This window comes from Mesobacillus jeotgali, from assembly GCF_014856545.2.
Classification (GTDB): Bacteria; Bacillota; Bacilli; order Bacillales; family Cytobacillaceae; genus Mesobacillus.
Map to the genome: position 1 here is coordinate 3,658,488 of NZ_CP109811.1, position 26,162 is coordinate 3,684,649.

General features: G+C 43.6%; 24 protein-coding genes and 1 other annotated feature. Of the genes, 5 read left to right on the forward strand and 19 right to left on the reverse strand.

All coding sequences use genetic code 11. The annotated features are described in order from the left end of the window. Window positions 1–245: 245 nt before the first annotated feature. The 6 genes from FOF60_RS18750 to sppA form a co-directional block, all read right to left on the reverse strand. Window positions 246–1,241 carry a class I SAM-dependent methyltransferase gene (locus FOF60_RS18750; RefSeq protein WP_192472548.1) on the reverse strand — a complete coding sequence of 332 codons (996 nt, stop codon included), beginning with the start codon at window positions 1,239–1,241 and terminating at the stop codon, window positions 246–248. 353 nt (window positions 1,242–1,594) lie between these two features. After that, a complete protein-coding gene (tpx, locus tag FOF60_RS18755) occupies window positions 1,595–2,095 on the reverse strand; it encodes a thiol peroxidase (RefSeq protein ID WP_192472547.1) in 501 nt (166 codons plus the stop codon). A gap of 158 nt (window positions 2,096–2,253) precedes the next feature. Further along, entirely contained in the window at window positions 2,254–2,763 is a 510-nt protein-coding gene (ytfJ, locus tag FOF60_RS18760; protein ID WP_192472546.1) for a GerW family sporulation protein, read from the reverse strand. An 18-nt stretch (window positions 2,764–2,781) separates the two neighbouring features. After that, on the reverse strand, window positions 2,782–3,306 hold the full coding sequence (locus FOF60_RS18765) for a DUF2953 domain-containing protein (protein WP_264647590.1): 525 nt from the start codon (window positions 3,304–3,306) through the stop codon (window positions 2,782–2,784). A gap of 244 nt (window positions 3,307–3,550) precedes the next feature. Continuing rightward, window positions 3,551–4,123, reverse strand: a complete 573-nt coding sequence (locus tag FOF60_RS18770) for an RDD family protein (protein ID WP_192472554.1) — start codon at window positions 4,121–4,123, stop codon at window positions 3,551–3,553. A 78-nt stretch (window positions 4,124–4,201) separates the two neighbouring features. Then, entirely contained in the window at window positions 4,202–5,212 is a 1,011-nt protein-coding gene (gene sppA / locus FOF60_RS18775) for a signal peptide peptidase SppA (RefSeq protein ID WP_192472544.1), read from the reverse strand. A 143-nt stretch (window positions 5,213–5,355) separates the two neighbouring features. Between sppA and FOF60_RS18780 the strand changes: the two genes are divergently transcribed. Then, window positions 5,356–6,156 (forward strand): NAD kinase, encoded by an 801-nt coding sequence (locus FOF60_RS18780; RefSeq protein WP_192472543.1) that lies wholly within the window; start codon window positions 5,356–5,358, stop codon window positions 6,154–6,156. Window positions 6,157–6,221: 65 nt separating this feature from the next. Here FOF60_RS18780 and FOF60_RS18785 read toward each other — a convergent pair whose 3' ends face one another. The 9 genes from FOF60_RS18785 to ezrA all read right to left on the reverse strand — a co-directional run bounded on the left by FOF60_RS18785 (window position 6,222) and on the right by ezrA (window position 14,459). Continuing rightward, window positions 6,222–6,425, reverse strand: coding sequence for a hypothetical protein (locus tag FOF60_RS18785; protein ID WP_192472542.1), 204 nt, complete (start codon window positions 6,423–6,425; stop codon window positions 6,222–6,224). Between the two features lie 111 nt (window positions 6,426–6,536). Next, window positions 6,537–7,472: an EamA family transporter RarD gene (gene rarD, locus FOF60_RS18790; protein ID WP_192472541.1), complete on the reverse strand. Its 936-nt coding sequence runs from the start codon at window positions 7,470–7,472 to the stop codon at window positions 6,537–6,539. 78 nt (window positions 7,473–7,550) lie between these two features. Beyond that, a complete protein-coding gene (locus FOF60_RS18795) occupies window positions 7,551–7,691 on the reverse strand; it encodes a hypothetical protein (RefSeq protein ID WP_192472540.1) in 141 nt (46 codons plus the stop codon). A gap of 64 nt (window positions 7,692–7,755) precedes the next feature. Next, a complete protein-coding gene (locus tag FOF60_RS18800; RefSeq protein WP_192472539.1) occupies window positions 7,756–8,076 on the reverse strand; it encodes an iron-sulfur cluster biosynthesis family protein in 321 nt (106 codons plus the stop codon). A 119-nt stretch (window positions 8,077–8,195) separates the two neighbouring features. Next, window positions 8,196–9,776: an acyl-CoA synthetase MbcS gene (mbcS, locus tag FOF60_RS18805; protein ID WP_192472538.1), complete on the reverse strand. Its 1,581-nt coding sequence runs from the start codon at window positions 9,774–9,776 to the stop codon at window positions 8,196–8,198. A gap of 195 nt (window positions 9,777–9,971) precedes the next feature. Next, on the reverse strand, window positions 9,972–10,178 hold the full coding sequence (locus tag FOF60_RS18810; protein WP_023626976.1) for an alpha/beta-type small acid-soluble spore protein: 207 nt from the start codon (window positions 10,176–10,178) through the stop codon (window positions 9,972–9,974). A gap of 91 nt (window positions 10,179–10,269) precedes the next feature. Further along, entirely contained in the window at window positions 10,270–11,478 is a 1,209-nt protein-coding gene (thiI, locus tag FOF60_RS18815) for a tRNA uracil 4-sulfurtransferase ThiI (RefSeq protein WP_192472537.1), read from the reverse strand. After that, window positions 11,475–12,620, reverse strand: a complete 1,146-nt coding sequence (locus tag FOF60_RS18820) for a cysteine desulfurase family protein (protein WP_192472536.1) — start codon at window positions 12,618–12,620, stop codon at window positions 11,475–11,477. The genes thiI and FOF60_RS18820 overlap by 4 nt, the downstream gene beginning before the upstream one ends. Window positions 12,621–12,767: 147 nt before the next feature. Further along, window positions 12,768–14,459, reverse strand: coding sequence for a septation ring formation regulator EzrA (gene ezrA, locus FOF60_RS18825; protein ID WP_192472535.1), 1,692 nt, complete (start codon window positions 14,457–14,459; stop codon window positions 12,768–12,770). Between the two features lie 203 nt (window positions 14,460–14,662). Between ezrA and hisJ the strand changes: the two genes are divergently transcribed. After that, window positions 14,663–15,463 carry a histidinol-phosphatase HisJ gene (hisJ, locus tag FOF60_RS18830; RefSeq protein ID WP_192472534.1) on the forward strand — a complete coding sequence of 267 codons (801 nt, stop codon included), beginning with the start codon at window positions 14,663–14,665 and terminating at the stop codon, window positions 15,461–15,463. 25 nt (window positions 15,464–15,488) lie between these two features. Here hisJ and refZ read toward each other — a convergent pair whose 3' ends face one another. Beyond that, window positions 15,489–16,124: a forespore capture DNA-binding protein RefZ gene (refZ, locus tag FOF60_RS18835; RefSeq protein WP_192472533.1), complete on the reverse strand. Its 636-nt coding sequence runs from the start codon at window positions 16,122–16,124 to the stop codon at window positions 15,489–15,491. 153 nt (window positions 16,125–16,277) lie between these two features. Here refZ and FOF60_RS18840 point away from each other — a divergent pair, with 153 nt between their 5' ends. After that, complete coding sequence (locus FOF60_RS18840) at window positions 16,278–16,760, forward strand: GAF domain-containing protein (protein ID WP_192472532.1); 483 nt, start codon at window positions 16,278–16,280, stop codon at window positions 16,758–16,760. Between the two features lie 48 nt (window positions 16,761–16,808). On the opposite strand, the gene megL is transcribed toward FOF60_RS18840, so the two are convergent. Beyond that, a complete protein-coding gene (gene megL / locus FOF60_RS18845; RefSeq protein ID WP_192472531.1) occupies window positions 16,809–18,020 on the reverse strand; it encodes a methionine gamma-lyase in 1,212 nt (403 codons plus the stop codon). 291 nt (window positions 18,021–18,311) lie between these two features. Then, entirely contained in the window at window positions 18,312–20,204 is a 1,893-nt protein-coding gene (locus FOF60_RS18850) for a sensor domain-containing diguanylate cyclase (protein ID WP_192472530.1), read from the reverse strand. A gap of 454 nt (window positions 20,205–20,658) precedes the next feature. Between FOF60_RS18850 and rpsD the strand changes: the two genes are divergently transcribed. Then, a complete protein-coding gene (rpsD, locus tag FOF60_RS18855; RefSeq protein WP_079510073.1) occupies window positions 20,659–21,261 on the forward strand; it encodes a 30S ribosomal protein S4 in 603 nt (200 codons plus the stop codon). A gap of 274 nt (window positions 21,262–21,535) precedes the next feature. Here rpsD and tyrS read toward each other — a convergent pair whose 3' ends face one another. Further along, window positions 21,536–22,795, reverse strand: coding sequence for a tyrosine--tRNA ligase (tyrS, locus tag FOF60_RS18860; RefSeq protein ID WP_192472529.1), 1,260 nt, complete (start codon window positions 22,793–22,795; stop codon window positions 21,536–21,538). Between the two features lie 71 nt (window positions 22,796–22,866). After that, window positions 22,867–23,090 (reverse strand) — a binding site (T-box leader). 142 nt (window positions 23,091–23,232) lie between these two features. On the opposite strand from tyrS, the gene FOF60_RS18865 reads away from it, so the two are divergent. Beyond that, the gene (locus tag FOF60_RS18865) at window positions 23,233–26,157 is read left to right on the forward strand and encodes a transglycosylase domain-containing protein (RefSeq protein ID WP_192472528.1); all 2,925 of its coding nucleotides are present in this window, start codon (window positions 23,233–23,235) and stop codon (window positions 26,155–26,157) included. Window positions 26,158–26,162: the final 5 nt, after the last annotated feature.

Genomic DNA, 26,162 nt, shown 5'->3' on the forward strand with positions numbered 1-26,162 from the left:
ACCGCTCCTTTTATATAACAACCTGATTAAAAATGCAGTGAAATAGTACACCTTTATTGTGTGCCACAGGCTGCAAATATATCTCTCATTCCCCCATTTAAACACTGTCTTTTTCACATTTCAAGCAAAGCTTTTCTAAATAGAAAATGAGTTTTTATTCAGATACTTCTAAGGATTAGAAAAAAATATTGACATCGTCTATATACCCGAAACAAATGAAAAAAGAACCGGAAATCTATCCGGTTCTATTGCTGTTCTGTTTTATTGTCTTTAAACCATTGATCGATTTTATTCAGCATCCTGTTCACGGCTGGGCCGTCGGATAGCTTTGGAAGCTCGGCTAGGAGTGCCTGTTTTGGCGTTTTTACTTCTTCACCATTCTTTTGCAGGATAAGGATACTTTTAGCTGCCTGCTTGTTTTTAAACAAAGAAGCCGGAAGCTGTAAAATCCCCTGGACAATCAGATGGTTTTTAATGAACTCATGCAGCATTGGGGCTTGTTCACTTTCAAAGAGACCATTCGGGATCATGAAGAACAAATATCCGCCTTCTTTTACATGCTTCGTACCTTGCTCAATGAACATGTGATGAGAGTATGTATGGCCTTCTTTTGCTTTTACCTCATATTGCTCAGCTCGAAGGTCATTCGGATAATAACCGACTGGAAGGTCACAAATGACTGCATCCGCCGGATCAACAAACAATGGTTCAAGGCTGTCTTGATTGAAAAACTCCACCGGATGCTTCTGTAGATTGGCATTTACGAAAGCCAGCCTGATCAGCAGGTCATCAATTTCAACACCGACAGACTCGATTTCCTTATCATTCTGCTGGTTCAATACCGTCGCCAGCAGGTTCCCAGTTCCCACCGCAGGGTCAAGCAGCCTAAATGACTTCTTGTCGACAAACTTATTGACCAGGTAGCCAATGAACATGCCGACAGAATCAGGTGTCATTTGATGGTTCGGCTGAACGTGCTCCTTCATCCCCTTCAAAATTGCAAGCTGGAAACCTTTGCGGATGTCTTCTTTGCTAAAAGAATCAAGGTTAGTCTCCTTATAAACTTTTTCAAGACGTTTTGTTGTGATTTCGTTCAGTTCGTCCTGGAGAACTGTGCCCTGGAACATGTTTTCCCCGCTTTCAGCCAGAGCCTCTAAATATGTACATGATAACTCTTCTTTTAGGATATCTGCAGTTGTATTGAATGCAGTAAATAATTGTTCGACCGGAGTCATACTCACTTTTCTTCCTCCTGATTTGAATAGATATTTATATATTTTAGCCGTGTTTCGCCTTGTGTACAAGGCATATGGCTGGAAAGGAATTGGACAAGCTTTGCAAACCACGCATTTTAAACAGCTGTTTTATCGGACACTTTCCCCGCTTTCCGCCTTCTGTTTGGCCGATACAGCCTTCCTATCGGACACTTCCTCTGCTTTCCGCCTTCTGTTTGGCCGATACAGCCCTCTATCGGACATTTTCCCCGATCTACACCTTCCGTTTGTCCGATAGGAGGCTAGGCAGCGTTGGAACCTGTATTCAAAGTAAAACAAGCCGCAGTTCCATTCTGCGGCTTGTTCCAATGTTGTGTGTTTTAGTTTGCTTGCTTTGCAGCTTCTACTGCTGCTTCGTAATTCGGGTGGTCTGTTGCTTCGCTTACATACTCAACGTATGTTACTTTGTCGTTTGAATCAACAACAAATACTGCGCGAGCGAGCAGGCGTAGTTCCTTGATTGCTACTCCGTAAGCTTCTCCGAATGAAAGCTCGCGGTGGTCGGATAGAGTCTGGACGTTCTCAATTCCAGCTGCTCCGCACCAGCGCTTTTGAGCAAATGGAAGGTCAACGCTGACTGTCAGAATTTTAACGTTATCAAGGTTGGCAGCTTCCTCATTGAAACGGCGAGTCTGTGCGTCACAAACTCCTGTGTCAAGTGAAGGAACAACACTGATCAAACGTACTTGTCCTTTTGAATCCTGAAGTGTCACTTGAGAAAGGTCATTCGCAAGCACTTTAAAATCTGGTGCCTGGTCTCCTACCTTTACTTCATTTCCTAGCAATGTAACTGGGTTCCCCTTAAATGTAACAGATGCCATACCTGCTCATCCTCCTTGTCCATTTTATGTACAGTGTTAATATATCTTTTTAAGAATTTTTTTGCAATTATTTTAAATAAAGCGCAAATATGCTTTGCCCTGGGTCAGTCTTCTGGCACAAGCAAACTGCCTCTTCATTTTGAAAAGGCAGCGTGGTCCTAAATATCAAGATCAGTTTTCGGGCCATTATAGTCATTTTGCTTTTGATCCTTGTTCTGGCTGCTGTTCTGGCTGCTATCCTGGCTGTTCTGGTCCTTCTTGGACAACATTTGCTGGATTTTTTCCACCGCCTGAGGAGCCAGGTCTAGAATCTTCTCATACAAATGTGTATTTTCATCAAGATGAAGCATTTTCACACCCCTGGAACTGACGATCAAGAAAGCAATTGGCGTGATAGAAACACCGCCCCCGCTTCCTCCTCCGAATGGGTGCTGTGCTCCTCCGGATTGTCCTCCAGAACCGCCTGAGCCACCTGAACCTCCCTTCGAGCTTTCCAACACGAACTCACTTCCACCTGCAGCAAAACCGAAACCTACCTTTGAAACTGTCAGGATTACACTTCCATCCGGTGTTTCTACGGGGTCCCCAATGATTGTGTTGACATCAATCATTTCTTTCAAGCTTTCCATGGCAGTTGTCATTAATCCTTGAATTGGATGGTCGGACATTCCTGTTTCCTCCTTAATTTAGACAGAATTAGTATTTTCACCGGAAAGAGCGGATAATGGCTTTGATTTAAATTCAGGCCAGCCGCCTCTCCAATATTTAACCAGCTTTATACCTGCTAAAATAGCATGCCCGACTCTGACTTGTATCATACATTTAAAACTAGTAATTGATACGGTTTGCTGGAAGCTTGGTGTAATCGTCATGACAGGCATTTCTTTCATTTTCATATAGTTGCTCAGTACTCCAATGACCCCTCCTTTGACTGCCCAAAAGGCACCCGTTAATACGCCTGTGGCTGCTGCGTCCGAAACGCCCACCACCGTATGCCACTCAATATTCCTGATCGTCACCTTTTTTAAGAAATTCCGGATGATTTTATGGAGTCCGACGATGTGATTGATCAGCTGCTTGAAATCATGAAGGCTGCTTAGTAAATCATTTTTATCAACCTGAGTGGTTTTTTGTTGTTTCATATTTTCATCGGGCCCTGATCTGACTTTTTGCTCGGCAATAATGGTAGGAGAATTATCATCAATTTTCACAACCGGAACTTCGATCTTGAACTTGATTAATCCGCCCCAGGCTTTAATTGTTACCTTGAATGATCATTATCATTGCCGTGGAAATAATCTAAAAAAATCTTAACTTTTGTAAAAAGGATTATAAGTACAAGCACCGTGAGAAGCAGTATGGCCAGCAGCACCCATTTCATTGTCCTCCACAACCTTTCAGCTTATTATTATCAACAAAAAGGCAAAAAAATAAACCTGCCGCAGCAGGTTCATTTTAACGTGGTTCATATATGACGGTTGTATCAGCAAACAGGTCATGCAGGCCCTGTTTCTTTTTCGTAAAAGCAACGACCACATACAAAATCATGATCGTCGCTGAAATGAAGCGGCCAACCCACTCGCGGAAAATAACGGTTCCCCATGTAAGCCCCTTTCCATCCAGCTCCACCACTTTCAAGCCAAAGACCATTTTCCCAAGGGTTTGGCCAAAGAATTTTGTCATTAACACAAAATATAAATAGAAGACGACTGCAGTCGCGATGGTCATCGGCGAAAAAATTCCATCTTCAATCAACGATAGATCCAGTGCCCGGAATACAGGATTGATGATCATCCGGTTGATACTTCCGATGACAATCAAGTCAAGCAGGTAGGCCCAGAAACGTGTCCAGAACCCGGCATAGAGACCGGCATATATATGATTCTCCGGTTCAAACCCGCCTTTTACATAAATATCAGCTTCCGGATTGCCCCGGGCTTGTAAATTTCCTGAATCAGACTGGAGTGTTGGGCGGTCGGTTTCCGCTTGATAGCCCGATCTGTTATCAGAGGGTTCAGAACTATTCATGATATCGTTGCCATCTTCCGTTTGAGACGGTACATTCTCCCGATCTTTAAAGTCATCCGAATTCATTTTTCCCCCTCCTTATTCCGCATATAAATACATGAGGCGCGGAGAATTAGGCTGGGACAATAACTTCATCAAGCCTGCCATTTCTGCGTCTTTCCCCATGATTTTTTGGGCACCCATGCTGAAAAATGAACCGAATCCCAAGCTTTCTGTGTATTTAACAACAGTAGCGTCGCCAAGTTTTTGGTCCTTCCTGACACTGTCGATGACATCCTCAAGATAACCAAACCCATCGATCAAATCCAGCTGCTTTGCCTGGCGCCCATCATAAATCCGGCCATCCGCAATTTCTTTTACCCGTTCAACAGACAGATCGCGCCCTTCCGAAATGACCTTTACGAATCCTTCATACGAATTGTCAATCATCGATTGCAGGATTTTGCGTTCATCTTCTGTCATCGGTCTGGATGGGCTCATGATATCCTTGTATGGCCCGCTTTTGATTGTCGTGAATTCAACTCCATACTTTTCCGCCAGACCTGCATAGTTAACTCCTTGCATGATAACACCCAGCGATCCGGTAAGCGTCTCAGGGCTTGCAAAGATTTTATCTGCTGGAGCAGACACATAATAACCGCCCGAAGCGGCCATTGACCCCATCGATACATAAACCGGTTTTTTCGTTTCCTTTTGGATTTCCTTGATCTTGTCATGGATTTGAGCACTTTCCACGACGCCGCCGCCAGGAGAGTTCACTTGCAGGATGATCGCCTTAACATCATCTGCTTCCTTGACATAATCCAGCTGTTCCAAGAACGCCCTGTGATTATAGAGCGGACTTTCAAAAAATGATTCAGCATCCCCAGTATCCTGGATCACTCCATTAATGGACAATACTGCTATTTTGCTCAGCATGTCACCTTCTTCGATAATTTCTTCCGCAAACATTTCTTCCGAGACTGCAAACATATCTGTAAAAGCACTTTCTGCGTCACTGAAAGCGAATGTAGACAGAAGATTAATAACTGTTGATGCAATGAATAACCCGACGGCAATCCCTAAAGCCGCCCACCTTTTACCATTCATCTTGAAGCCCCCTTGTAAGTTTCTGTACTTTCACAACCTTATGAAAAAATGATAAACTGATGTCAATAACATTTATTTTAGCAAAATTTTTTAAAAGTGGGTAAAAATATGGAAGAATTACATAATGTTTGGAGGAATTTATAATGCCAGATCGCCGCAATATTTATTTTTACCATACGCCAGATACAACCATGTTGGAAAAAGTTGAGCCCTTATATGAACTGGCTCGCCGCTATGATTTTAATATTATAAATGACCATCGTACCGCAAATATCATCGTAAGCATTGGTGATGACGGTACCTTTCTTCAGGCTGTCAGAAAGACAGGCTTCCGAGATGATTGTCTGTATGCCGGCATTTCGATCACCGGTTCCCTGAATATGTACTGCGATTTCCATCTTGAAGACACAGATAAAATGATTGAAGCAATCACAAATGCCCAAATCGAGGTCAGGCGCTACCCGACCATCGAGGTAACAATCGATGAAGAGACAACTTTTGGCTGCCTGAATGAGTTCAGCGTCCGTTCAGCAATCATCAAAGCTTTTGTGATGGATGTATTCATCGACGACAAGCATTTTGAAACATTCCGTGGTGACGGGATGATCGTCGCAACTCCTACAGGAAGTACAGCGTACAACAAGTCGGTTAATGGCGCAGTTGTCGACCCGCTGCTCCCTTGCATGCAGGTGAGCGAGCTCGCTTCAGTCAATAACAACCATTACCGGACACTCGGCTCATCTTTCATCCTCAGCGGTGACCGCAAGCTTACCTTCAAGGTTGCCCAGGACGGCAATGATTATCCAATCATGGGGATGGACAACGAAGCGGTGAGCATCCAGCATGTCGAAAAATTTGATGTGAAGCTGAGCAACAAAATCATCAAGACTGTCAAACTTAAGGACAACTCTTTCTGGGAAAAAGTGAAGAGAACCTTTTTATAAGCAGCAAGTCTTAGACAAAAAAAGCCCAGGGTGAACTCTGGGCTTTTTAGGTATGGACCTTTCTATCAATCAATATTAGTGAGTTTGTGCCTTTTCTGAGCCTGCCAGGTATTGACCAATCTTGGAACTCCTGCTAATAAACTCACCATAAAACTCCACATCACATATCTCCATTCTCCTGTGAATACAGAGACTCCAAGAAAGAAAACAAGCTGTCCAACAAGCGCAAACCAAGTAGCAATCCAGGCAATCCTTAAATTCTCCTTCATTTCACCACTCCCGACTAAGCAATCTATTCCGTTATCATTTTAACATATTTTTCCTTTATTTACATCTTCACAATTAGAAAAGAGCTGCGGAATCTTCCGCAGCTCACTTTTTTACATAGGCATTCCTTTTTCTTTTTTCCACTTAACCGTCAAAGCTGCGGCCATCTTAGTTCTTGATAGAGAGTAGAGAATCAATGCCGACCAGATAAAGGTAAAGGCCAGCAGGTGGACGGACGAGAATGTTTCGTGATAGACGAAAACTCCAAGGATGAGCGTCAATGTTGGAGCAATATACTGCAGGATCCCCAGTGTTGCGAGCGGAATCCTTTGCGCTCCTTTTGCGAAAAACAGCAAGGGAACTGCCGTAGCCGCCCCTGCACCTGCAAGCAGCAGGGTCGTCGACATTGAACCCGAAAACAGGGAGTTCGTTCCCTGGATCATAAGGTAGCCAATGTAGATAGCTGCGAGCGGCATAACGACCAGTGTTTCGAGCGCAAGCCCAACAGCGAAATCCACCTTTATCAGTTTCTTCGCCAATCCGTACAGGCCAAAAGAGATTGCAAGTGTTAAAGCGATCCATGGAAATTGTCCGTAAGAAATTGTCATAATCAGCACACCGATTCCTGCAAGCGCAAACGATATATATTGCAGCAAGGAAAGACGTTCCTTCAGGAATACCATCCCTAGCAGGACGCTTACGAGCGGATTGATATAATATCCCAGGCTTGCTTCGATCATCTGGTCTGTATTGACTGCCCAGATATACATGAACCAGTTAATACTGATCAGCATCGATGCCACAGCCAGGGCGGCTAGTTGCTTCTTATTTTGGGCCAACCCTAGCAATGTCCCGGTGAAAAGTCCCCATTTCTTATTAAGGACTAGAATGGCAGCAATGAAGAAAAACGACCAGAACACACGGTTAGCAAGGATTTCATCAGCATTTACATGATTCAATAGCTTCCAATAAACAGGAAGGACACCCCATAATATATAAGAAAAAGCTGCGTACAAAACTCCAGCTTGTTGTTCGGTCCTTTTATCCATCCGAACAGCCCCCTAATCTTTCTAGACTCGAAATAATATCATTATAAAGGTGGAAGCTAGGACTGACAATCATTTTTTTTAGGTTAATTGCAGACAAAATTTGCGGATACCTCTACTTCTTGCTTCACCGTAAGGGCAATGGATGTCGCTTTTTTCTGATTCTGCACCTTTTTGTGTCTCCATTAGGGCGATGGATGTCTCTTTCTCTTGATCCAGCATCTTTAGTGCCTCCATACGCGGAATGGCTTCGGCTTTTCTCATAAAAAAATAACCCATACTTGGGTTATTTTACATTTCGTGGTTTAAGCTTGAAGTTATAGCCAAATGTCTCTTCAGCCGAGGATATTTTATAGCCAAACCCTGGCTTGAAATCCAGGAAGATTTTATCCGGGAGAGATTCCACAGACTTTTTTGGCACGAAAAAGTTAATGCCGCTTTCTGTTATCACTTCATCATCAGCCTGCTTTTCCTCTATTTGCAGTTGGATGTCCGTTGCGATCGAACATGTTCCAACAAACTCTGCAAGAATTCTTATTCCTTCGTTTTCGCTGAATTGGACCTTGTTTAACTCTTCTAGTGCAGCCTTCCTGATTTCGATTTCCATAGATGATCACCCTTTCTATTTTAAATATACCCAAGTTTTCATCCTCAACGCATCCGTTGCATTTCCCTATGTGTAAAATACAAAAAGCAGACACTTGGCCTGCTTTTTGTTATTACTATTTATTTTGCACCTTCCAATTCCTTCTTGCGCAATTCGATGCGGCGAATTTTACCGGAAGTTGTCTTTGGGAGTTCTTCAAGAAACTCAATTTTCCGTGGGTACTTATATGGTGCGGTCAATTCTTTTACGTGCTGCTGCAGCTCAGCAACAAGGTTCTCCTGTTCAGGACTGACACCGTCACGCAGGACAACAAAGGCTTTGACGATATGGCCGCGAATTTCATCAGGTGATGCGACCACAGCACATTCTTTAACATAAGGGTGTTTTACCAGGGCATCCTCTACTTCGAAAGGCCCGATCGTATAACCAGAGCTGATGATGATGTCATCGCCGCGTCCCTCAAACCAGAAGTAGCCTTCTTCATCTTTGCTCGCTTTGTCTCCTGTTACATAGTAATCGCCGCGGAACTGCATCGCTGTCCGCTCAGGATCCTTGTAATAGTTTTTGAATAGTGCTGGTGTTTCAACATGGACTGCGATATCCCCGACTTCTCCTGGAGCACAAGGCTGACCGTTTTCATTGATAATTTCGACGCGGTTTCCAGGCGTTGGCTTGCCCATCGACCCCGGTCTTAGTTCCATGCCTTTCGTTACGCCGACAAGCAGAGTATTTTCCGTCTGTCCATATCCATCACGCACTTCAACATTGAAATGCTTTTTAAATGTATCAATTACTTCACGGTTAAGCGGCTCTCCTGCAGAAACAGCACTGTGGAGCCCTGGCAGATTAAAGTCACTTAAGTTTTCTACCTTTGCCATCAGACGGTACTCCGTCGGTGTGCAGCAAAGGACATTCACATTGTATTTTTGCAAAAGTGATAAATATTTTTGCGGCTCGAACTTGCCCTGGTAAACCAGGCCGGTTGCTCCTGTGCCCATAACCGATAAAAATGGACTCCAGATCCACTTTTGCCAGCCAGGACCGGCAGTTGCCCAGACCGTGTCACCATCCTGAATGCCAAGCCAGTTTGTCGCTGCTGTGCGAAGATGCGCATATGCCCATCCATGTGTATGGACGACTCCCTTTGGATTGCCGGTCGTTCCGGATGTATAGCTGAGGAATGCCATATCATCTCGTTCTGTATTTGCCAGCTGAAGCTCATCCGATGCTGTTTGCATTTCTTCATCAAGATGGATCCAGCCTTCTTTCTCGTCTCCAATAACGAACTTTGGCAGGCTATCGGCTTCTTCGATTCCAGCGAATTCATTTGTAAAAGGTGCATAGCTGACAATTGCTTTTACATCACCATGGTTGATTCGATATTGAAAATCTTTCGTTCTTAGCATTTCCGAACTAGGAATGACGACCAATCCCGTTTTCAACGACGCAATATATACCTGGTAGGCCTCAATCAATCTTGGCACGACGACCAGCACGACATCCCCTTGCTGCAAACCATGTTTCAAGAAAACGTTTCCAATTCTATTCGCATTATTGAGTAGTTCTCGATATGTAATCTCTTTTGTACTTCCTGCTTCATTTTCCCAGATAATCGCTTTTCTTTCCTGGTCCTGTGCGTAACGCTCCATTTCTGACACCAGATTATACTTTTGCGGCGCAATCAATTGTTCCCTGTTCATACTCTTCCCCCTACTCATGTTTTTTTTAGGCTGTTCCGCATAGCGAATCATTGCCTGTCTATCCCCACTTTTCATTATACAAAATTATTTAAAAATTTAAAATTATATGATAACACTTTTTTAATATAATAAATTGCAACAAAAAAAGAGCAGGGCATCTGCCCTGCTCCTTGTAGCCATATTATTAATTTTTAATTAGCGAGAGAATCCGCCACCAAGTTGTTGTTCAGCCATTTGAACCAAACGCTTAGTGATCTCTCCACCTACAGAACCGTTAGCGCGAGAAGTAGTTTCTCCGCCCAACTGTACACCAAATTCAGAAGCGATTTCGTACTTCATTTGGTCAAGAGCTTGTGATACTCCAGGTACTAGAAGTTGATTTGAGCTGTTGTTGTTTGCCATGTGTTTCACCTCCTTGTGAGTATAGAATGTGTAGAAACACATGGCTTAATTCAAAACTTTAATTGGTAATTGTTCACAAATTTATCATAATCTAAAATAGGTCATTCATTGTATCATCCACTGTATCCGAAGCTGGTTTAAGAACGATTCGCTCAGTGCCTTCAACTGCTCTCTGGATCATTTCCTCGAAGTCGAAAAAACTTTCAAAGTTCTGGACTTTATCCAGCTTTGGCTTTGTTTTTGGTGATGAAGGAACAAAAACGGTACAGCAATCCTCATAGGGGCGGATTGATATATCATGGGTATCAATTTCATGGGCGATATCCATGATTTGCAGTTTGTCCATTGTGATTAAAGGCCGGATGATCGGCGTGGTAGTCACTTCATTGATAGCATACATGCTTTCAAGCGTCTGGCTGGCAACCTGGCCAAGACTTTCACCGGTGATAATCGCAAGGCCGCCCTGCTTTTCCCTAACGGCGTCCGTGATGCGCAACATTAGTCTTCTTGTCGTTGTCATCGTGTAGTTTTCCGGTATTTGCTTATGAATGGCCTGCTGGATTTCAGTGAATGGCACTATATGAAGCGCAAAATGTCCGTTCACCTCTGCAAGTTTCTTTGAAAGGTCGATTACCTTCTGCTTAGCGCGTTCACTTGTGAAAGGCGGGCTGAAAAAATGGACACCTTCGACTTCGAGCCCTCTTTTCATCGTCAGATAGCCGGCAACAGGGCTGTCAATTCCGCCAGAAAGCATCAGCATTCCTTTGCCGCCAGATGCAGCAGGAAGTCCTCCCGCACCCTTGATCGTTTCGGCAGAGATATAGGCAGCTTCTTTCCTGATCTCTATCTGAAGATTTATATCAGGTTTCCGCACGTCTACCTTCAAGTCTTCAACATTTCTTAAGATATGGCCGCCAAATTCCGAATTGATTCCGTTTGTGTCCAATTCGAATGTCTTGTCAGATCGTTTAGCGGTTATTTTAAAAGTTTTGCCAGGCTTATGGATTTTCCTGAAAAGCTCCAGCGCCGCATCTTTCATTTTTTCGAGATCTTTTTCAACCTTAATTGCTGGGCTGAAGGATTGGATCCCGAATATCCCTTTCAGTTTCTCGCCAATCCCATCGCTATCTTCACCGTTCAGAAGGATGAACATGCGGTCACGTTCTGCCTTGATGGCCACATTCGGATAGTCGCTTAAGACTCTCTTGATATTTTTCCTGAGGCGATCGATAAATTTATTCCTGTTTCTTCCTTTTGTCGATATTTCTCCATATCGAACCAAAATACGGTCATACATCATTTCTTTACTACCTCGCTTAAATGTTTTACTGTATCTGCAATTGCCTTTACGGCTATTTTTACTTCTTCTACTGTATTGCTGTATGTCAGGCTGACCCTGATCGCGCTCTCCGCTTCCGACAGTGGCACTCCCATTGCCAGCAAGGTTTTGCTGGCAGCTTTCTTCTTTGAAGAGCAAGCGCTTGTTGTTGATACATAAATATTCTTTTCTTCCAGCGCATGCACAAATGTTTCCGCCTTCAATCCATGGATTGAGAAGTTAAGGATATGGGGCGCGCTATTTTCTTTTGGAGTGTGAATAGTTATTTCCTTGATTTGGCTGATGCCACTTCTTAATGTTTCCATTGCCGCTACCATTTGATTCAGGTTTTCTTTTCTATGTTCAAATGTCATTCTTAGTGCCTTTGACATTGCAACAAGGCCCGCTACATTTTCTGTTCCGCTCCGCTGCTTCCACTCCTGATTCCCGCCAGAAAATAATGGGGAGAGGGTGACCCCTTCTTTGATGAACAATGCGCCTGTCCCTTTCAGGCCATGGAATTTATGACCCGAAATGGTGGAAAGGTGGATTCCAGCTTCGTAAAAATCCAAAGGCACCTTTCCAACTCCCTGAACGAAATCAACATGGAAAAACGCTTTAGGGTACTTTTTAAGCAAGCTCCCAATTTGCTTTACAGGCTGAATCGTGCCGACTTCATTATTGACATGGATCACGGAAACGAGGATGGTATCATCACGCATTTCTCTCTCAATCGAATCCGCACTGATAAAGCCGTTACCATCAGGTTTCACATACGTGATCTCAAAGCCGAGCGATTCCAGCTGGACCATGGCATTATGGATTGAAGCATGTTCAATGCTTGTGGTAATGATATGCCTGCCTCTTTCCCGATGAGCCAGAGCGATTCCTTTTACCGCTAGATTATTGCTTTCCGTTCCTCCGGATGTAAACAGGATTTCTGCTTCCTTTACATTTAGCAGCCTGGCGACCTGGGAACGTGCCTGCTGCAGCAGCTTCTCTGACTGGCCGCCAATTTTATGGAGTGATGAAGGATTTCCGAAAAAATCCGTTGAAACCTTAACAAATGAGTCCAATACTTCTTTATAGGGTTTAGTTGTGGCACTGTTGTCTAAGTAAATCATCGTATCCCCCCTTGTCTTTCATGCTAACTAAAAATCTTATCATAAGAAGTAATCAATGAAAATAAATGGAATGGATATTTTGTAGTATGCCCCGAAGCAGGTATCACCCAAAAAAACAGGTCTCCATTGCGGAGACCCAAGTTTACATCACTCTTTTTCAGATAACATTTGCTCAATTCTATTCAAGGCACCAGGATCCACTTCTTCAATTGAAGTCGCGGCCTGTTCAAGGGCTTCACGATAATCGTAATTGCGGAAATGTTCTTCTGCTTCCCGAAGTCCGCGGTCAACCGAAGGATATCGGCTTCGGTATCTGTTTCCATATTGGATGACCCGCTCGGCCAGCATGACAGTCTCAACGATTTCTTCAGTCGATGCTTCCAGCTTTTCAACTGTGAGCACTGAGATTTCAAGATATTGTTGGACAACAGGAATATCAAGCGGCTTTTCCTCAAGCTTTTCATTGACTTGTTTGATGCTTTCATTGGCATCTTCAAGAAGATATTTATATTCCTGTGACAAACCTGGCATATTGCTTTTCGAGACGGTGCGAATCAGATCAGAAATCTTTTTCGACAGATCCCTGACTTTCTCCCTTGCCGCCATTTCGTCCTTCCGGAGGGCACTCAACTTCTCCATCAATACTTTTTGCTCTTCGACAAGATTATCGAGCAGCTCTTTCGCTTCCTCAAGCTCCTGTTTAATCAGGCTTTGCGCTGTATCGTTTTCGGTGATTCTGTGATCGATCAGCTCAAAGCGCTTTAGCAGGCCTTTGAGCTGATGTTCTACATTCGTTTGTGCTGAGAGCTCTTTATCATTAAGGTGGTAGCTCTCCTGGATATGCTTTGTCTCTTCTTTCAACGTCTTGCTTTCTGTTATTGCTTTTACGAGAATTTCCTTCGCTTCATGTTCGGTCTTCGTGATGTATTGTTTAGCTATGACTTCCTCTTCAAGGAGATCGAATAGCTTCTCTATACGTTCCTTCAACCCCTGGATACCCTGTTCAGCGGCTTCGACATCGCCTTTCTCCAGAGAAGCTATATATTCAGTCAGTTCTATGCTGATTTCCTCAACTTCTTTATCAGCGTTCAGATGGTCAAGAACATATCCTTTTGCAGTCATCTCTCTGACTCCGTCCTTCAGGTCGCTCACCTGGGAAGGTATGACTGATTGGCAGTCATGCAGCAGCGCGGGAATTGATTCCATTTTACTGGATACCTGTTCAAGCATTGCCTGGATGGACAGCACGATTTCCCTTGCTTCAAGGTAGTTGCCATTCTCTGTTTTCTCATCAAACTCAACGAATTTTACCTGGATGTTTTCAAGCATCGCCTCAAGACTTGCCTCAGCGCTTCCGAAGCTGTGACGGTGCGAAAGAAGGTTTTTCTTGCTATCTCTGTATTGCTCCTTCAGTCCATCGATTTCCTCACGGTTTTTTTCTTCACTTCCGACAAGTTCATTCAATTCGCCAAGGATCTTTTTAATCTTATCCTCTGTCTCCGTAAGCCTTCGGTCAATGACTGCCAGAGATTCCTTGGCCTTCTTGAACCGATACTTATCGATATACTCTTCTGCATCAAACAGATAATCCTCGATGCCCGGCAGCTTGGATGTCACAAGTTCATCCCACTCCTGGCGCCAGCGCTCAAAAAGCTCCTCTGTCTGGCCAGTCATGTTCAACTGTTTTACTTTTGACATTTCATCGAGTACAGGACGGTTCATGATATCAATCTTCCATGATTCATACCTGTCGACCTCGCTGTAATACTTACGTTTCATAAAATATCCGCTTAAAAAAAGAATTATTAATAAAGCAATTCCGCCAATTATGTACTCCATTGTTATCCCCCTGGCCTCACAAATTCCAAGTTCTGAATCCTTCTATATAAAATGAATTTATAAATGAGTGTATAATGTATTTATATTACCATGTAAACGACATTTTTTGACTATTAAATTCATATTTTTTGTTGAAATTATCCGAAATAAGCCGATTTAACTTGAAATTTCGCCTTAAATATTACTTTAGGAGGTCAGAAATTATGAAGGATGGCCACGTTCACACATCTTTTTGCCCTCATGGCACGAAAGATTCGTTAGATGACTACGTCCAGCGGGCACTTGAGCTTGGCTGCAAGGAAATCACCTTTGCCGAGCATGCCCCTTTACCAGAAGGATTCAAAGATCCTACACCCTTGCAGGACAGCGCAATGCGTTTTGAGGATTTGGAACCATATTTTCAAAGTATCGAAGAAGCAAAGAGAAAATATCGCGGAAAAATAAAAATCAATACTGGTTTCGAGATTGATTTTATCGAAGGATACGAGGTTCAAACGGCCAATTTCCTCAGTAAATTCGGACCGCGGCTAGACGATGCCGTTCTATCGGTGCATTTTCTGAAAAATCCTGCAGGAGAATATGATTGTCTTGACTACAGCCCGGACAACTTCGGGAAGATGGTTAAAGAATATGGTTCTGCCGAACTGATTCATCGACACTACTATCAGACCGTCTTAAAATCCATTCATGCTGATCTGGGGCCATATAAGCCTAAACGAATCGGACATATTACCCTTGCGAATAAATTCCGCTTAAAATATCCAATTGCGCAGGAATGTACTGATGAAATCATTGAAATCCTGGAGACCGTATCGAAGTTTGGATATGAGCTGGATTATAACGGAGCGGGTACCGCAAAGCCTTTATGCCGTGAGCCTTATCCGCCAGATTGGGTAGTCAGCGAAGCCAAAAAGCTCGGGATCAGGCTTGTGTACGGATCTGATGCCCATCAGGCGAAGGAATTGGGACAGGGACTTGACAGAATGCTTGTAAAACAAAAATAAGGAAACCGGCATTTTGACCGGTTTCCTATATATTAATCAACATTTTTTCATGCACTTGATGGCCTGTACCAAGGGTTCCTTTGACCCATTGTGAGATCTCATGGCTGTACTTGTCAGCAAAGTATTTTTCATGAGGCTGCACATGCAGAACCTCCGTCACATAATGGGTGTTCAGGAACGGCATCGACAGCAGACCTTTTAACTGTAAAATGCTGTACTGGACGGAATGCTTTTTGAATTCCCCATTCTCCATCCCAGCCTCAAGCACCTTTTTAAACATATAGCGTTCTTTTACATGATAGGTGGACATAATCTCCCTGACAACCTGAGAATCGATTGTCATTTCTCTTAAAATGAACCTTGTCAATTGGATGTTCTGGCATTGGTATCTCAATACATTGTCAACCATTGCGTTCAGGCACAATTCCGCACCGTACTCCAGCAACGAAAAGCCCTTTTCCAATTCTTCCATATAGCTTTCGAAAAAAACGGTAAAACAATTTTCGAGGAGTCCATTCTTATTCCGGAAGTAGTATGAGATATTCGCTGCATTTACGTCTGCCTTTGCTGCAATATCCCTTACTGATGTCCCATTGAACCCCTTCGTATTGAATAAGTAGATGGCCGCATCAATAATCGCAGCTTTTGAATTTTTTCTCATTGCTCCGCCCCTCGCTTTCCGCAATTAACCTTACTGTTTACCTTTCTGGAAATCATTTAAATTTCCTTTATAAAAAGCTCGACAAAGTCTCCATTGTTTCGCCGATTTTTGATACAATGTAGATTAAAACTTCAAGAATGAGGGGGAAAAACTGTGTTTAAAGTCGAAACATACAGCGACAGCCGTGAAAAAAATTACGATTTATTGATAAAGCAACTCAAAGCCTTGGTGGAGGATGAAAAGAATGCGATCGCGAATTTCAGCAATGCATCAGCTTTATTGAACCAATTCCTCGATCGCGTCAACTGGGTCGGCTTTTATCTGATGGAGGATGGAGAGCTTGTCCTCGGACCATTCCAGGGCCTTCCAGCCTGTGTGAGAATCCCGCTCGGCAAAGGAGTTTGCGGTACAGCCGCATCCACCCAGGAAACATTAAGAGTGGAAGATGTCCATGCCTTCCCGGGCCACATCGCATGTGATGCCGCTTCCCAATCAGAAATCGTCGTTCCGATGATCAAAGACGGTCAAGTCATCGGCGTTCTTGATATTGATTCACCGGAAAAAAATCGCTTTGATGAATTGGACCAGCAAAAACTCGAGGAATTCGTTGACATGCTGTTACAGTATATAAGCTGATATTGAAAAACCCTCCCATTTCACGGGAGGGTTTTTGTAATGAATCTCTTAAATCGATCCAGTCTCCATAGTACTTTCTTTCCTTACAGCTTCGAATGCTGCTTCAAGATCATCTCTGATATCCTGCCACGCTTCCAATCCGACTGAAAGCCTGAGCATGTTGTCTTTAATACCCATTTTTTCTCTTGCTTCTTTTGGCACTACGGCATGAGTCATTGTCGCCGGGTGCTGGATCAATGTTTCTGCATCTCCAAGGCTAACCGCAATCTTAATTAGCTTTAACTTGTTGATAAATGCCTGTGCTTCCTTTTGACCTCCCTTTATATTGAAGGAAATAAGGCCGCCCGGCTTGCGCATTTGCTTTTTCGCAATGGCATAATCGGGATGCTTAGGGTCGCCTGGGAAGATTACCTCTTCAACAGCAGGATGGCCTGAAAGATACTCTGCCAATTTTTCGGCATTGTCACAATGGCGGTCCATCCTGACCGGCAGTGTTTTCAACCCGCGAAGCAATAACCATGCATCAAATGGCGAGATGACGCCGCCAATGTCCTTTTGTGTTGTCATGGCGATTTTAGACATAATATCCTTAGGGCCGACTGCTACACCCGCTATAACATCACCATGTCCGCAAATATATTTCGTTGCGCTGTGGATGACGAAATCACAGCCAAGCTCGATCGGATTCTGAAGATAAGGTGAGCTGAATGTATTATCAACAACTACCGGAATTCCTTTTTCCCTGGCGACGTCCGCGACCACCTCCAGGTCAACGAGTCTCATTGTAGGATTAATCGGCGTCTCGATATAGATGACTCTTGTCTCTGGGGTAATGGCAGCCAATACTTCTTCTCTTGTCGACATCATTGAAAAATCATGGTTAATCTCATATTTTTCTTTCATGAGCTGCAGAAGTCCAAACGTACACCCATACACTCCCTGTGAGCAGAGAATATGGTCACCTGTGCGTGTCAGTGCTACCAGTATCGCAGAGACAGCAGCCATCCCTGAAGCGAACGCAAGGGCTTTCTCCCCTTTTTCAATCGTCGCCATCCTTTCTTCAAGCATCGCAACCGTAGGGTTTCCAAGACGAGAATAGATGAATCCTTCCTCTTCCCCGGCAAAGCGCCTTTCTCCCTGTTCAGCAGTATCGAAAGTGAACGTACTAGTCTGAAATAATGGAGGCGCAAGGCTTCCCCTGAATTCGTCCGATTTATATCCGGAATGGATTACTTCTGTTTCGAATCTTTTCTCTCCCATTATGATTCCTCCTATTTGTTCTGTAAACGCTTACAATTTACCCCCATTATCAGGATATGACATTTACCCCTTTATTGAAAGTAATTTCTCTCACACCTCGACAAAAAGTCCTGTGGTTCATTAAACGAAAAAAGCACTCATTCCTGAGTGCTGACAAGAAAAGCTTTTGCGCCTTGGTCAGCCCCGACAAGCGCTGGAGAGCCGCCCTATGAAGTCGTTCTTTGACTTCATAGGGCGGCTTGAAGCGCTCGAGGGGCTTGGCGCTTGAGCTGGACAATTCTCAAAGTGAAGTTACACATTGTCACTAAAGCAAGATTGTTCTTCATTCTGGACGACTACTTTATTTTTACCTGACCCCTTTGCCAGATATAAAGCCTGGTCGGCCCTTTTAAAAACTGTCTTGGTCGTGTCCTCCTGTCCCCTGATCCATGTGGAGACACCGCATGAAACAGTGACATTCGGGTTCGTATTTTTTTCAACTTTATCTACCAGTCTATTCGCGATTTTGACACCAGTCTCGAGAGGGGCACCTGGCAAATAAATCGCCAGCTCCTCCCCGCCCCATCTTGCACCTATGTCTGTTCCGCGGATATTTTGGGCGATCTGGCGAGCCAGCTGGATGAGTACTTCGTCTCCAACCTGGTGGCCATATTGATCATTAACACTTTTAAAATTATCAACATCAATCAAAATAAAGGTTCCCTGTTGGTCTTCAAGCATGGAAAGATTCATTTTTTCATCTAAATACCCTCGAGAATACAGCTTCGTCAAATGATCCGTTACAACCATTTTCTCCAGCTCTTCTCGAAGCATCGAATTGGTGAAAGCCAAAGTTGAATGGTGAATAAGAGACTGGAGCAGCTTGAATGTATCAAACGCAAAGTGATAAGGCTCTTCATGCATGACAAGAGCAAATCCCTTTAATTCACCGCTTTGGATCATCGGAACACCCATTACCGAGTGGAAATGCAAGGGAGCGTCCTCACGATCTGAAGAGATATCTCCCAGGAACAATGGCTCCATATCCTGACGGATTCGATGGGCAACGCTCAATATGTAGCTGGAAGCCTCCTTTGAAAAGAAAAAGCTTGTGCTGCCCTGGAGGACAGAGTAATCTTCATGTTCATCGTCAAGCATAATGAAACCGACTTCCTGGGCATTAAAGGACTTGATGATTTGCCCGCAGATAAATTTCATGGTATCTGTCAGGCGCAAACTTGTGTTCAACTGATGTGAAGTTTCATTGATCAGCTGCAAGTCGGAAATCAATTTCCTGGATTGCTCATAAAGCTTGGCATTTTCCAGTGCACTCCCGGCAGTATTGGCGAGAAGCTTGATGAACTCTACTTCATTTTGCGGGAAAACCAGTGAGTTTGGGGCTATGACCTGCAAGACACCGTAAACACCCTGTTTTCCTTTCAAAGGGGCGTACATGATTGAATTTTTTTCTGAGACAGAGTCCTCGAACTGGATCTGTCCGCTTACATACGACTGCATCGCCGTCAGGTTATCGCTATCGTATTCAAGGTCTCTGACCGGTAAGCCCCCATATCCCTTATGATCATGGGACAACAGCAGGTAATAGGTGAAAGAAGGGTATACTTCCTTTAATGTGGAAATGATTTCACCAAGAACGGCATCCATGTCCATCGTTGAATGGAATTTCTTCGTAACCCTGAATAATTGCTTGTACCTTTTTTCTTCTTCCATTGTTTCCGCCAGGCTTCGCACTCTCTCAATGAACACATTGCATTCATAAGATAGCTTATTGAAGAAGAAGTCCGATAATCGGTTTAGGAAGTCGCTGTCCATTTGGAAGCCAAACAGACCCTTTGGTTTTTCATTATCTTTCAAAACCAGCAACAGTTCATGCTGAGGCATGGATTCTGGATATTTAATGAAGGCATAAGGTTTAGCTGCCAGCTCATTCACCAGACAATGTGGAAAAGTCTCCAACCCACCTTCATTAGTCGATAGACGGGTTGTGGCCTCCAGGAACATCCCTTCTTTCCATTCCTGGCAGCTGTAAAAGTCGACCACATCGGCTTGCAGAAGTTCTTTTAAAATAGCCGTCATTTGCGAGAGAACCTCTGAGGAAGAAAAAGAAAATCTGCCAGTGCTGATCAAATCGAAAAATTTACTTTTCAGTTCTAATATAATTTCCCGTTCTAATAATTCTTCCATATATATCACCTGATTTAAAATCACTTAACAGCGATTTGTAAGTAGCTGTTTTGACAGGCAGCTGCCTGAATAAACTAAAATGATTCATCACGCGGCAAGGTAATATCCAAATATTTGAAAAATAAAACAATTACTATTCATTATACCATAGACCTAGTAAAATAGTATGATATAAAAGACAAACTTTTCAGAGGAAAAGATAGATAATCAGAGGCTTAAATTTCAATATAGACTTGACTTCTACACATAATAAATTATATAATACTCTTTGTGTAAAATATCGCAGCCTATGTGGTCTACATTATGTATGTATTTTGTTCCTCAAACTATGTTTGATGGTGTATCTCGTAACCCGCTGCTGCTAGGGCGAAGGTACATGAAAACAAAATACCCATAAATGTTTAATCACAATCTGTTTTTATTTTACAAAATAAAAACTAAGGAGGAGTCATTCATGGCTCGTTATACCGGCCCAAGCTGGAAACTATCCCGCCGTCTTGGAATTTCACTAAGCGGTACAGGTAAAGAATTAGAAAAACGCCCTTACGCACCAGGTCCTCATGGTCCTAACCAGCGTAAAAAGCTTTCCGAATACGGATTGCAACTTCAAGAGAAGCAAAAGCTTCGCCACATGTACGGAGTTACTGAGCGCCAGTTCCGTAACTTGTTCGACAAAGCAGGCAAAATGCCTGGTAAGCACGGCGAAAACTTCATGATTCTTCTTGAAGCACGCCTTGACAACGTTGTTTACCGTCTTGGTCTTGCTCGCACTCGTCGTGCAGCTCGCCAGTTAGTAAACCACGGTCACATCATGGTTGATGGTGCACGCGTAGATATCCCATCTTACCGCGTAGCTCCTGGCCAGACAATCACACTTCGTGAAAAGTCACGCAACCTTGATGTAGTTAAAGAAGCAATCGAAGTAAACAACTTCGTACCTGACTTCTTGACTTTCGACGCAGACAAGCTAGAAGGAACTTTCACTCGCATGCCTGAGCGTTCTGAACTTCCAGCTGAAATCAACGAAGCTCTTATCGTTGAATTCTACTCTCGTTAATAGAGTGCTTAAAGAACCCCAGCCGATTTGGCTGGGGTTTTTGTTTTGGCGCAGAAAAAGTGTAAAAATTCACCGTTTGCGAATAAACTATTGATTTTTGCGAATAAATTTCTTTTTTTGCGAATAAAGTCATAAATTTTGCGAATAAACCTTCCATTTTTGCGTTTAAAAGTATTACATAAACCAAAATAACTTAAAAACAGCCACCTGGGTTCATCCAAGATGGCTGTTTTCTGCATCTAATGAGCTGTTTTTTCATATGATGCAACAAACTCTAGTACTTAATCATAAAGTATTTCTTTTTACCGCGTCGGACAATCGTGAACTGGTCTTCTATTTTGTCTGCATCGCTTAGTACATAAGCAGTATCAGTGACGCGTTCTCCGTTTAGAGAGACAGCGCCGTTTGAAACATCTTCACGTGCCTGGCGCTTGGAAGGAGAGATTTTTGCTGCAACGAGCAAATCGACTAGTCCTTGTTCTTCTTCCCCTTCTACTGTAAAAGAAGGAACGTCCTTGAAGCCTTGCTTGATTTCGTCAGCGCTCAGGTTTTTAATGTCACCGCTGAAAAGGGCCGCTGAAATCCTGATTGCCTGCTGTAAAGATTCTTCTCCGTGGATCATGCGTGTCATTTCTTCAGCAAGGGCTTTTTGTGCCTTGCGCAGATGCGGCTCTTCCTTAACAGCCTTTTCCAGCGCTTCGATTTCTTCTTTTTCTAGGAAAGTGAAGAATTTCAAGTATTTCACTACATCGGCATCTGCTGTGTTAATCCAGAACTGGTAGAACTCATATGGTGACGTTTTTTCCGGATCAAGCCATACAGCGCCGCTTTCTGACTTTCCGAATTTTGTACCGTCTGCCTTTGTGACAAGCGGGATTGTCAGACCGAAAGCCTTGGAGCCTTCATCAGACATTTTGCGGATCAACTCAAGACCGGTCGTAATATTTCCCCACTGGTCGCTTCCGCCAATCTGCATTTTGCAGCCGTGTTTTTCATATAAGTGGTAGAAGTCCATTGCCTGCAGGATGGTGTATGTGAATTCGGTAAATGAAATGCCTGTTTCAAGCCTTGAAGCGATTGTATCCTTTGCCAGCATGTAATTGACGCCAACATGCTTTCCGAAGTCACGCAGGAATGTTACGACATCCATGGAACCGGCCCAGTCGTAGTTGTTTACCATCATTGCTGCATTTTCACCTTCTACGCTGAAAATTTGTTCCAGCTGCTTTCTGATTCCATCTACATTTACCTGTACTTGTTCAAGTGTCTGCAGTTTACGCTCCTCACTCTTGCCGCTTGGATCGCCAATCAAGCCGGTCGCTCCTCCGACAAGAACAATCGGACGATGCCCTGCATTTTGAAAACGGCGCAGCGTAAGGAACGGAAGAAGGTGTCCGATATGCATGCTGTCCGCGGTTGGGTCCACACCACAGTAAAGAGAGATTTTCTCCTTTGAAAGCAAATCCTTCATTCCCTCTTCATCTGTCTGCTGGTAAATAATCCCGCGCCATTCGAGATCTTTTAGTAATTCCATTTCTTCTTCCTCCATTCAAAAATATATTTCGCAACCGGATTTTTAACAACAAAAAACGCCCCTGCAATAAATGCAGGGGCGCTGTATGCGCGGTACCACCCGGCTTGAAAACAAAATAAAAAAATGTCTTCCACTCAATAAAATAACGGTTAGACCGTCCGCGGCTACTATGTTACTTAAGTTCACTGCGGCGCTCAGGGAGGTAATTCATCCTTCTGTTTGTACCGGCTCACAGCAGCCGCCGGCTTTCTGAAACATTGACAGAAGCACTACTCATTCCCTTCACAGCTTTTTGCTATAAAGTTAATAAAGCATTTTTACCATAAAGCGATACTTGTTGTCAAATTCGACATTAATTTTCAGAAAAATTAACATTAGCATCTATTCGACAGCCTGTTTATGCTATAATGTATGTGATTTTAGGGGGAATGATATGAATGCATGAAGGAAAACAGGCTTGGAAAGAGAAGCTTAAATCCTTTGGTGCTTTTTTTACGAATAAAAAGACCGTAAAAGGAGCCCGGATTACTTATTCGGTTGTCTGGAACATGCTGTTGTTATTAATCATTGTATTAGTTCTCGGCGGTGGCTTCGCCGCAGGCACAGGTGCCGGGTACTTCGCATCCCTTGTCAAAGATGAACAAATCCGACCTTATGAAAATATGAGGAAAGATATATACAACTATGAAGAAACCTCGGATTTATATTTTGATAACGATGTTTATCTTGGCAAGCTCCGAACGGACCTTTACCGCGAGGAAGTAAAACTTGACGATATGTCGAAGCATTTGATAAATGCAGTAGTTGCAACCGAAGATGAGTACTTTTACGAGCATGACGGCGTCGTTCCAAAAGCAATCATGCGCGCACTTTTCCAGGAGGTCACAAATTCAGCAACATCCTCCGGGGGAAGTACACTGACACAGCAGCTCATCAAGAACCAGATCTTGACCAATGAAATTTCCTTCGAGCGTAAAGCGAAAGAAATCCTGCTCGCCCTTCGTCTCGAAAAATTCTTTGATAAAAAAGAAATCCTTGAAGCGTACCTAAATGTCGCTACCTTCGGACGAAACGCAAACGGCAGCAACATTGCCGGTGTCCAGGCTGCAGCAAAAGGCATCTTCGGAAAAGAAGCGAAGGATCTTACATTGCCGCAGGCTGCATTTATCGCCGGACTTCCGCAGAGTCCATTCGGCTACACGCCATTCAGCAGCGACCGCGGCAAACTGAAGGATACGGCCGGTCTTGAGCCAGGCCTGTCTAGATACAAGACAGTCATCACAAGGATGCATGGAGCTGGTTTCATTTCCGATGAAGAGTTCAACGATGCAATCAATTACGATATCACCAAGGACTTTGTAAAAGAAGTTCCAAGTGATAATACGGTTGAGCAATATCCGTTCCTTACTTTTGAAATCGAGAAACGATCCGTTAAAATCTTGGCAGAGATTCTCGCTCAGCGTGATGGCTATGAACCTGAAGATCTGAAAAAAGATGAAAAACTGATGGCAGAATACCAGGCCCTTGCAGACCGCGACATCCGCCAGAATGGCTATAAGATTTATACGACCATCAATAAAGAGATTTATGAAAAACACCAGGAAACAGCAAATAAGTACCCTTATTATGGCAGGAATAAACCACAGGAAGTTCCTGACCCGGATGATCCAAACAAAACCATTGTCATTGATGAACAGGTTGAAATTGGGGCCGTGTTGATCGAAAACAAAACTGGAAAAATTATCAGTTTTGTTGGCGGACGTGACTTTGACATCCAGCAAAGAAACCACGCGACCGATTCACCAAGACAGAATGGTTCCACAATGAAACCATTACTGGCCTATGCACCAGCGATCGACATGGGGAAATTGCACCCAGGTTCAGTCTTGCCTGACGTAGAGGTCCGTTTAAACCCAGCAAAGCCTGGAACACCTTGGCCGACCAACTATGATAAACAGTACAGGGGCTTAACCTCAGTTAGGCATGCGTTAACCAAGTCATATAATGTTCCAGCTGTTTTGGCATACAAAAATGTATTGGGACAAAGGCCTGCTACTTATTTAGATAAGATGGGCTTCTCTTCCCTTGTCAAAACCGACTATGAAATACTTGCACCATCTATTGGATCAATAGATGGCGGTGTAACTGTTGAGGAAAATACGAATGCCTTTGCAACTTTCGGCAATATGGGGAAATTCGTTGATGCCTATTTAATCGATAAAATTGTCGATAAAAATGGAAATGTCATTTTCCAGCATAAAGCTGAGCCTGTAGATGTGTTTAGTCCTCAAGCTTCTTACTTGACTCTTGATATGATGAGGGACGTTATCAATCGGGGAACGGCAACTGCTTTAAAAGGCAGGCTGAAATTTGGCTCTGACTGGGCTGGGAAAACAGGTACAGGTCATGATTATTATGATTCATGGTTTGTAGCCACCAACCCTAATGTTTCTTTCGGGGTATGGCTCGGTTACGACCATAACAAATCACTAGAGAGAAGCTACAAAGGGCTATCTTATGGAGTCCGGACCCAATATATCTGGGCTGACCTAATGAATGATGCCTATGATGTCGCACCTCAGCTAGTCGATCCTGAAGAACGCTTCAAGATGCCTGGCGGAATCGTCAAGAGGTCTTATTGTGCTGTATCCGGCTTGCTTCCATCAAGCGCTTGCTCTAAAGCAGGACTTGTTGAATCGGATTACTTCATTGCGAAATACGCACCAATCAAGGTAGATGACAGCCTGGTAGAAAACAAATTCGTTACCGTTGGCGATAAGCGCTATATAGCACTTGATACAACTCCGGCTGAATTCACGGATACTGGAGTAATATTGAATCCTGAATATATGGAAAGCATCATCGGGCATAAAATCAGTGACCCGCAGCAGCTCATCCCTAAAAATGATGCCTGGAATAAAATCCTCGTTGCGGATGATAAGCTGAGTGAAAACGGAAAGACGCCAGCAGCTTTGGGTATCAAGCTTTCCGGAAAAACGATTACCTGGGGCAAGCACCCAGAAAATGATATTGTCGGCTACCGGATCTATAACAACAAGAAAAAGGTCGGCAGCATCAAGGCAGGAGCTGAACTTGCTTTCAATGCAGGGGACGGTTCATTCTATGTTACGGCAGTCGATATCGCCGGTAAAGAATCCGCTCCATCCAATATCATTGAAATCGGACAGAAGCCAGAGCCTAAGGATCCTCCGGATGATCCTGAACCAAAAGATCCGCCACCAACCGACCCTAAACCGAAAGATCCACCTAAGCCACCGCCACCACCTCCTCCAGGAGACGGTGACGGAGATGGTGACGGAGATGGAAATGGTAACGGCAATGGGAATGGTAACGGAAACTAGCAATT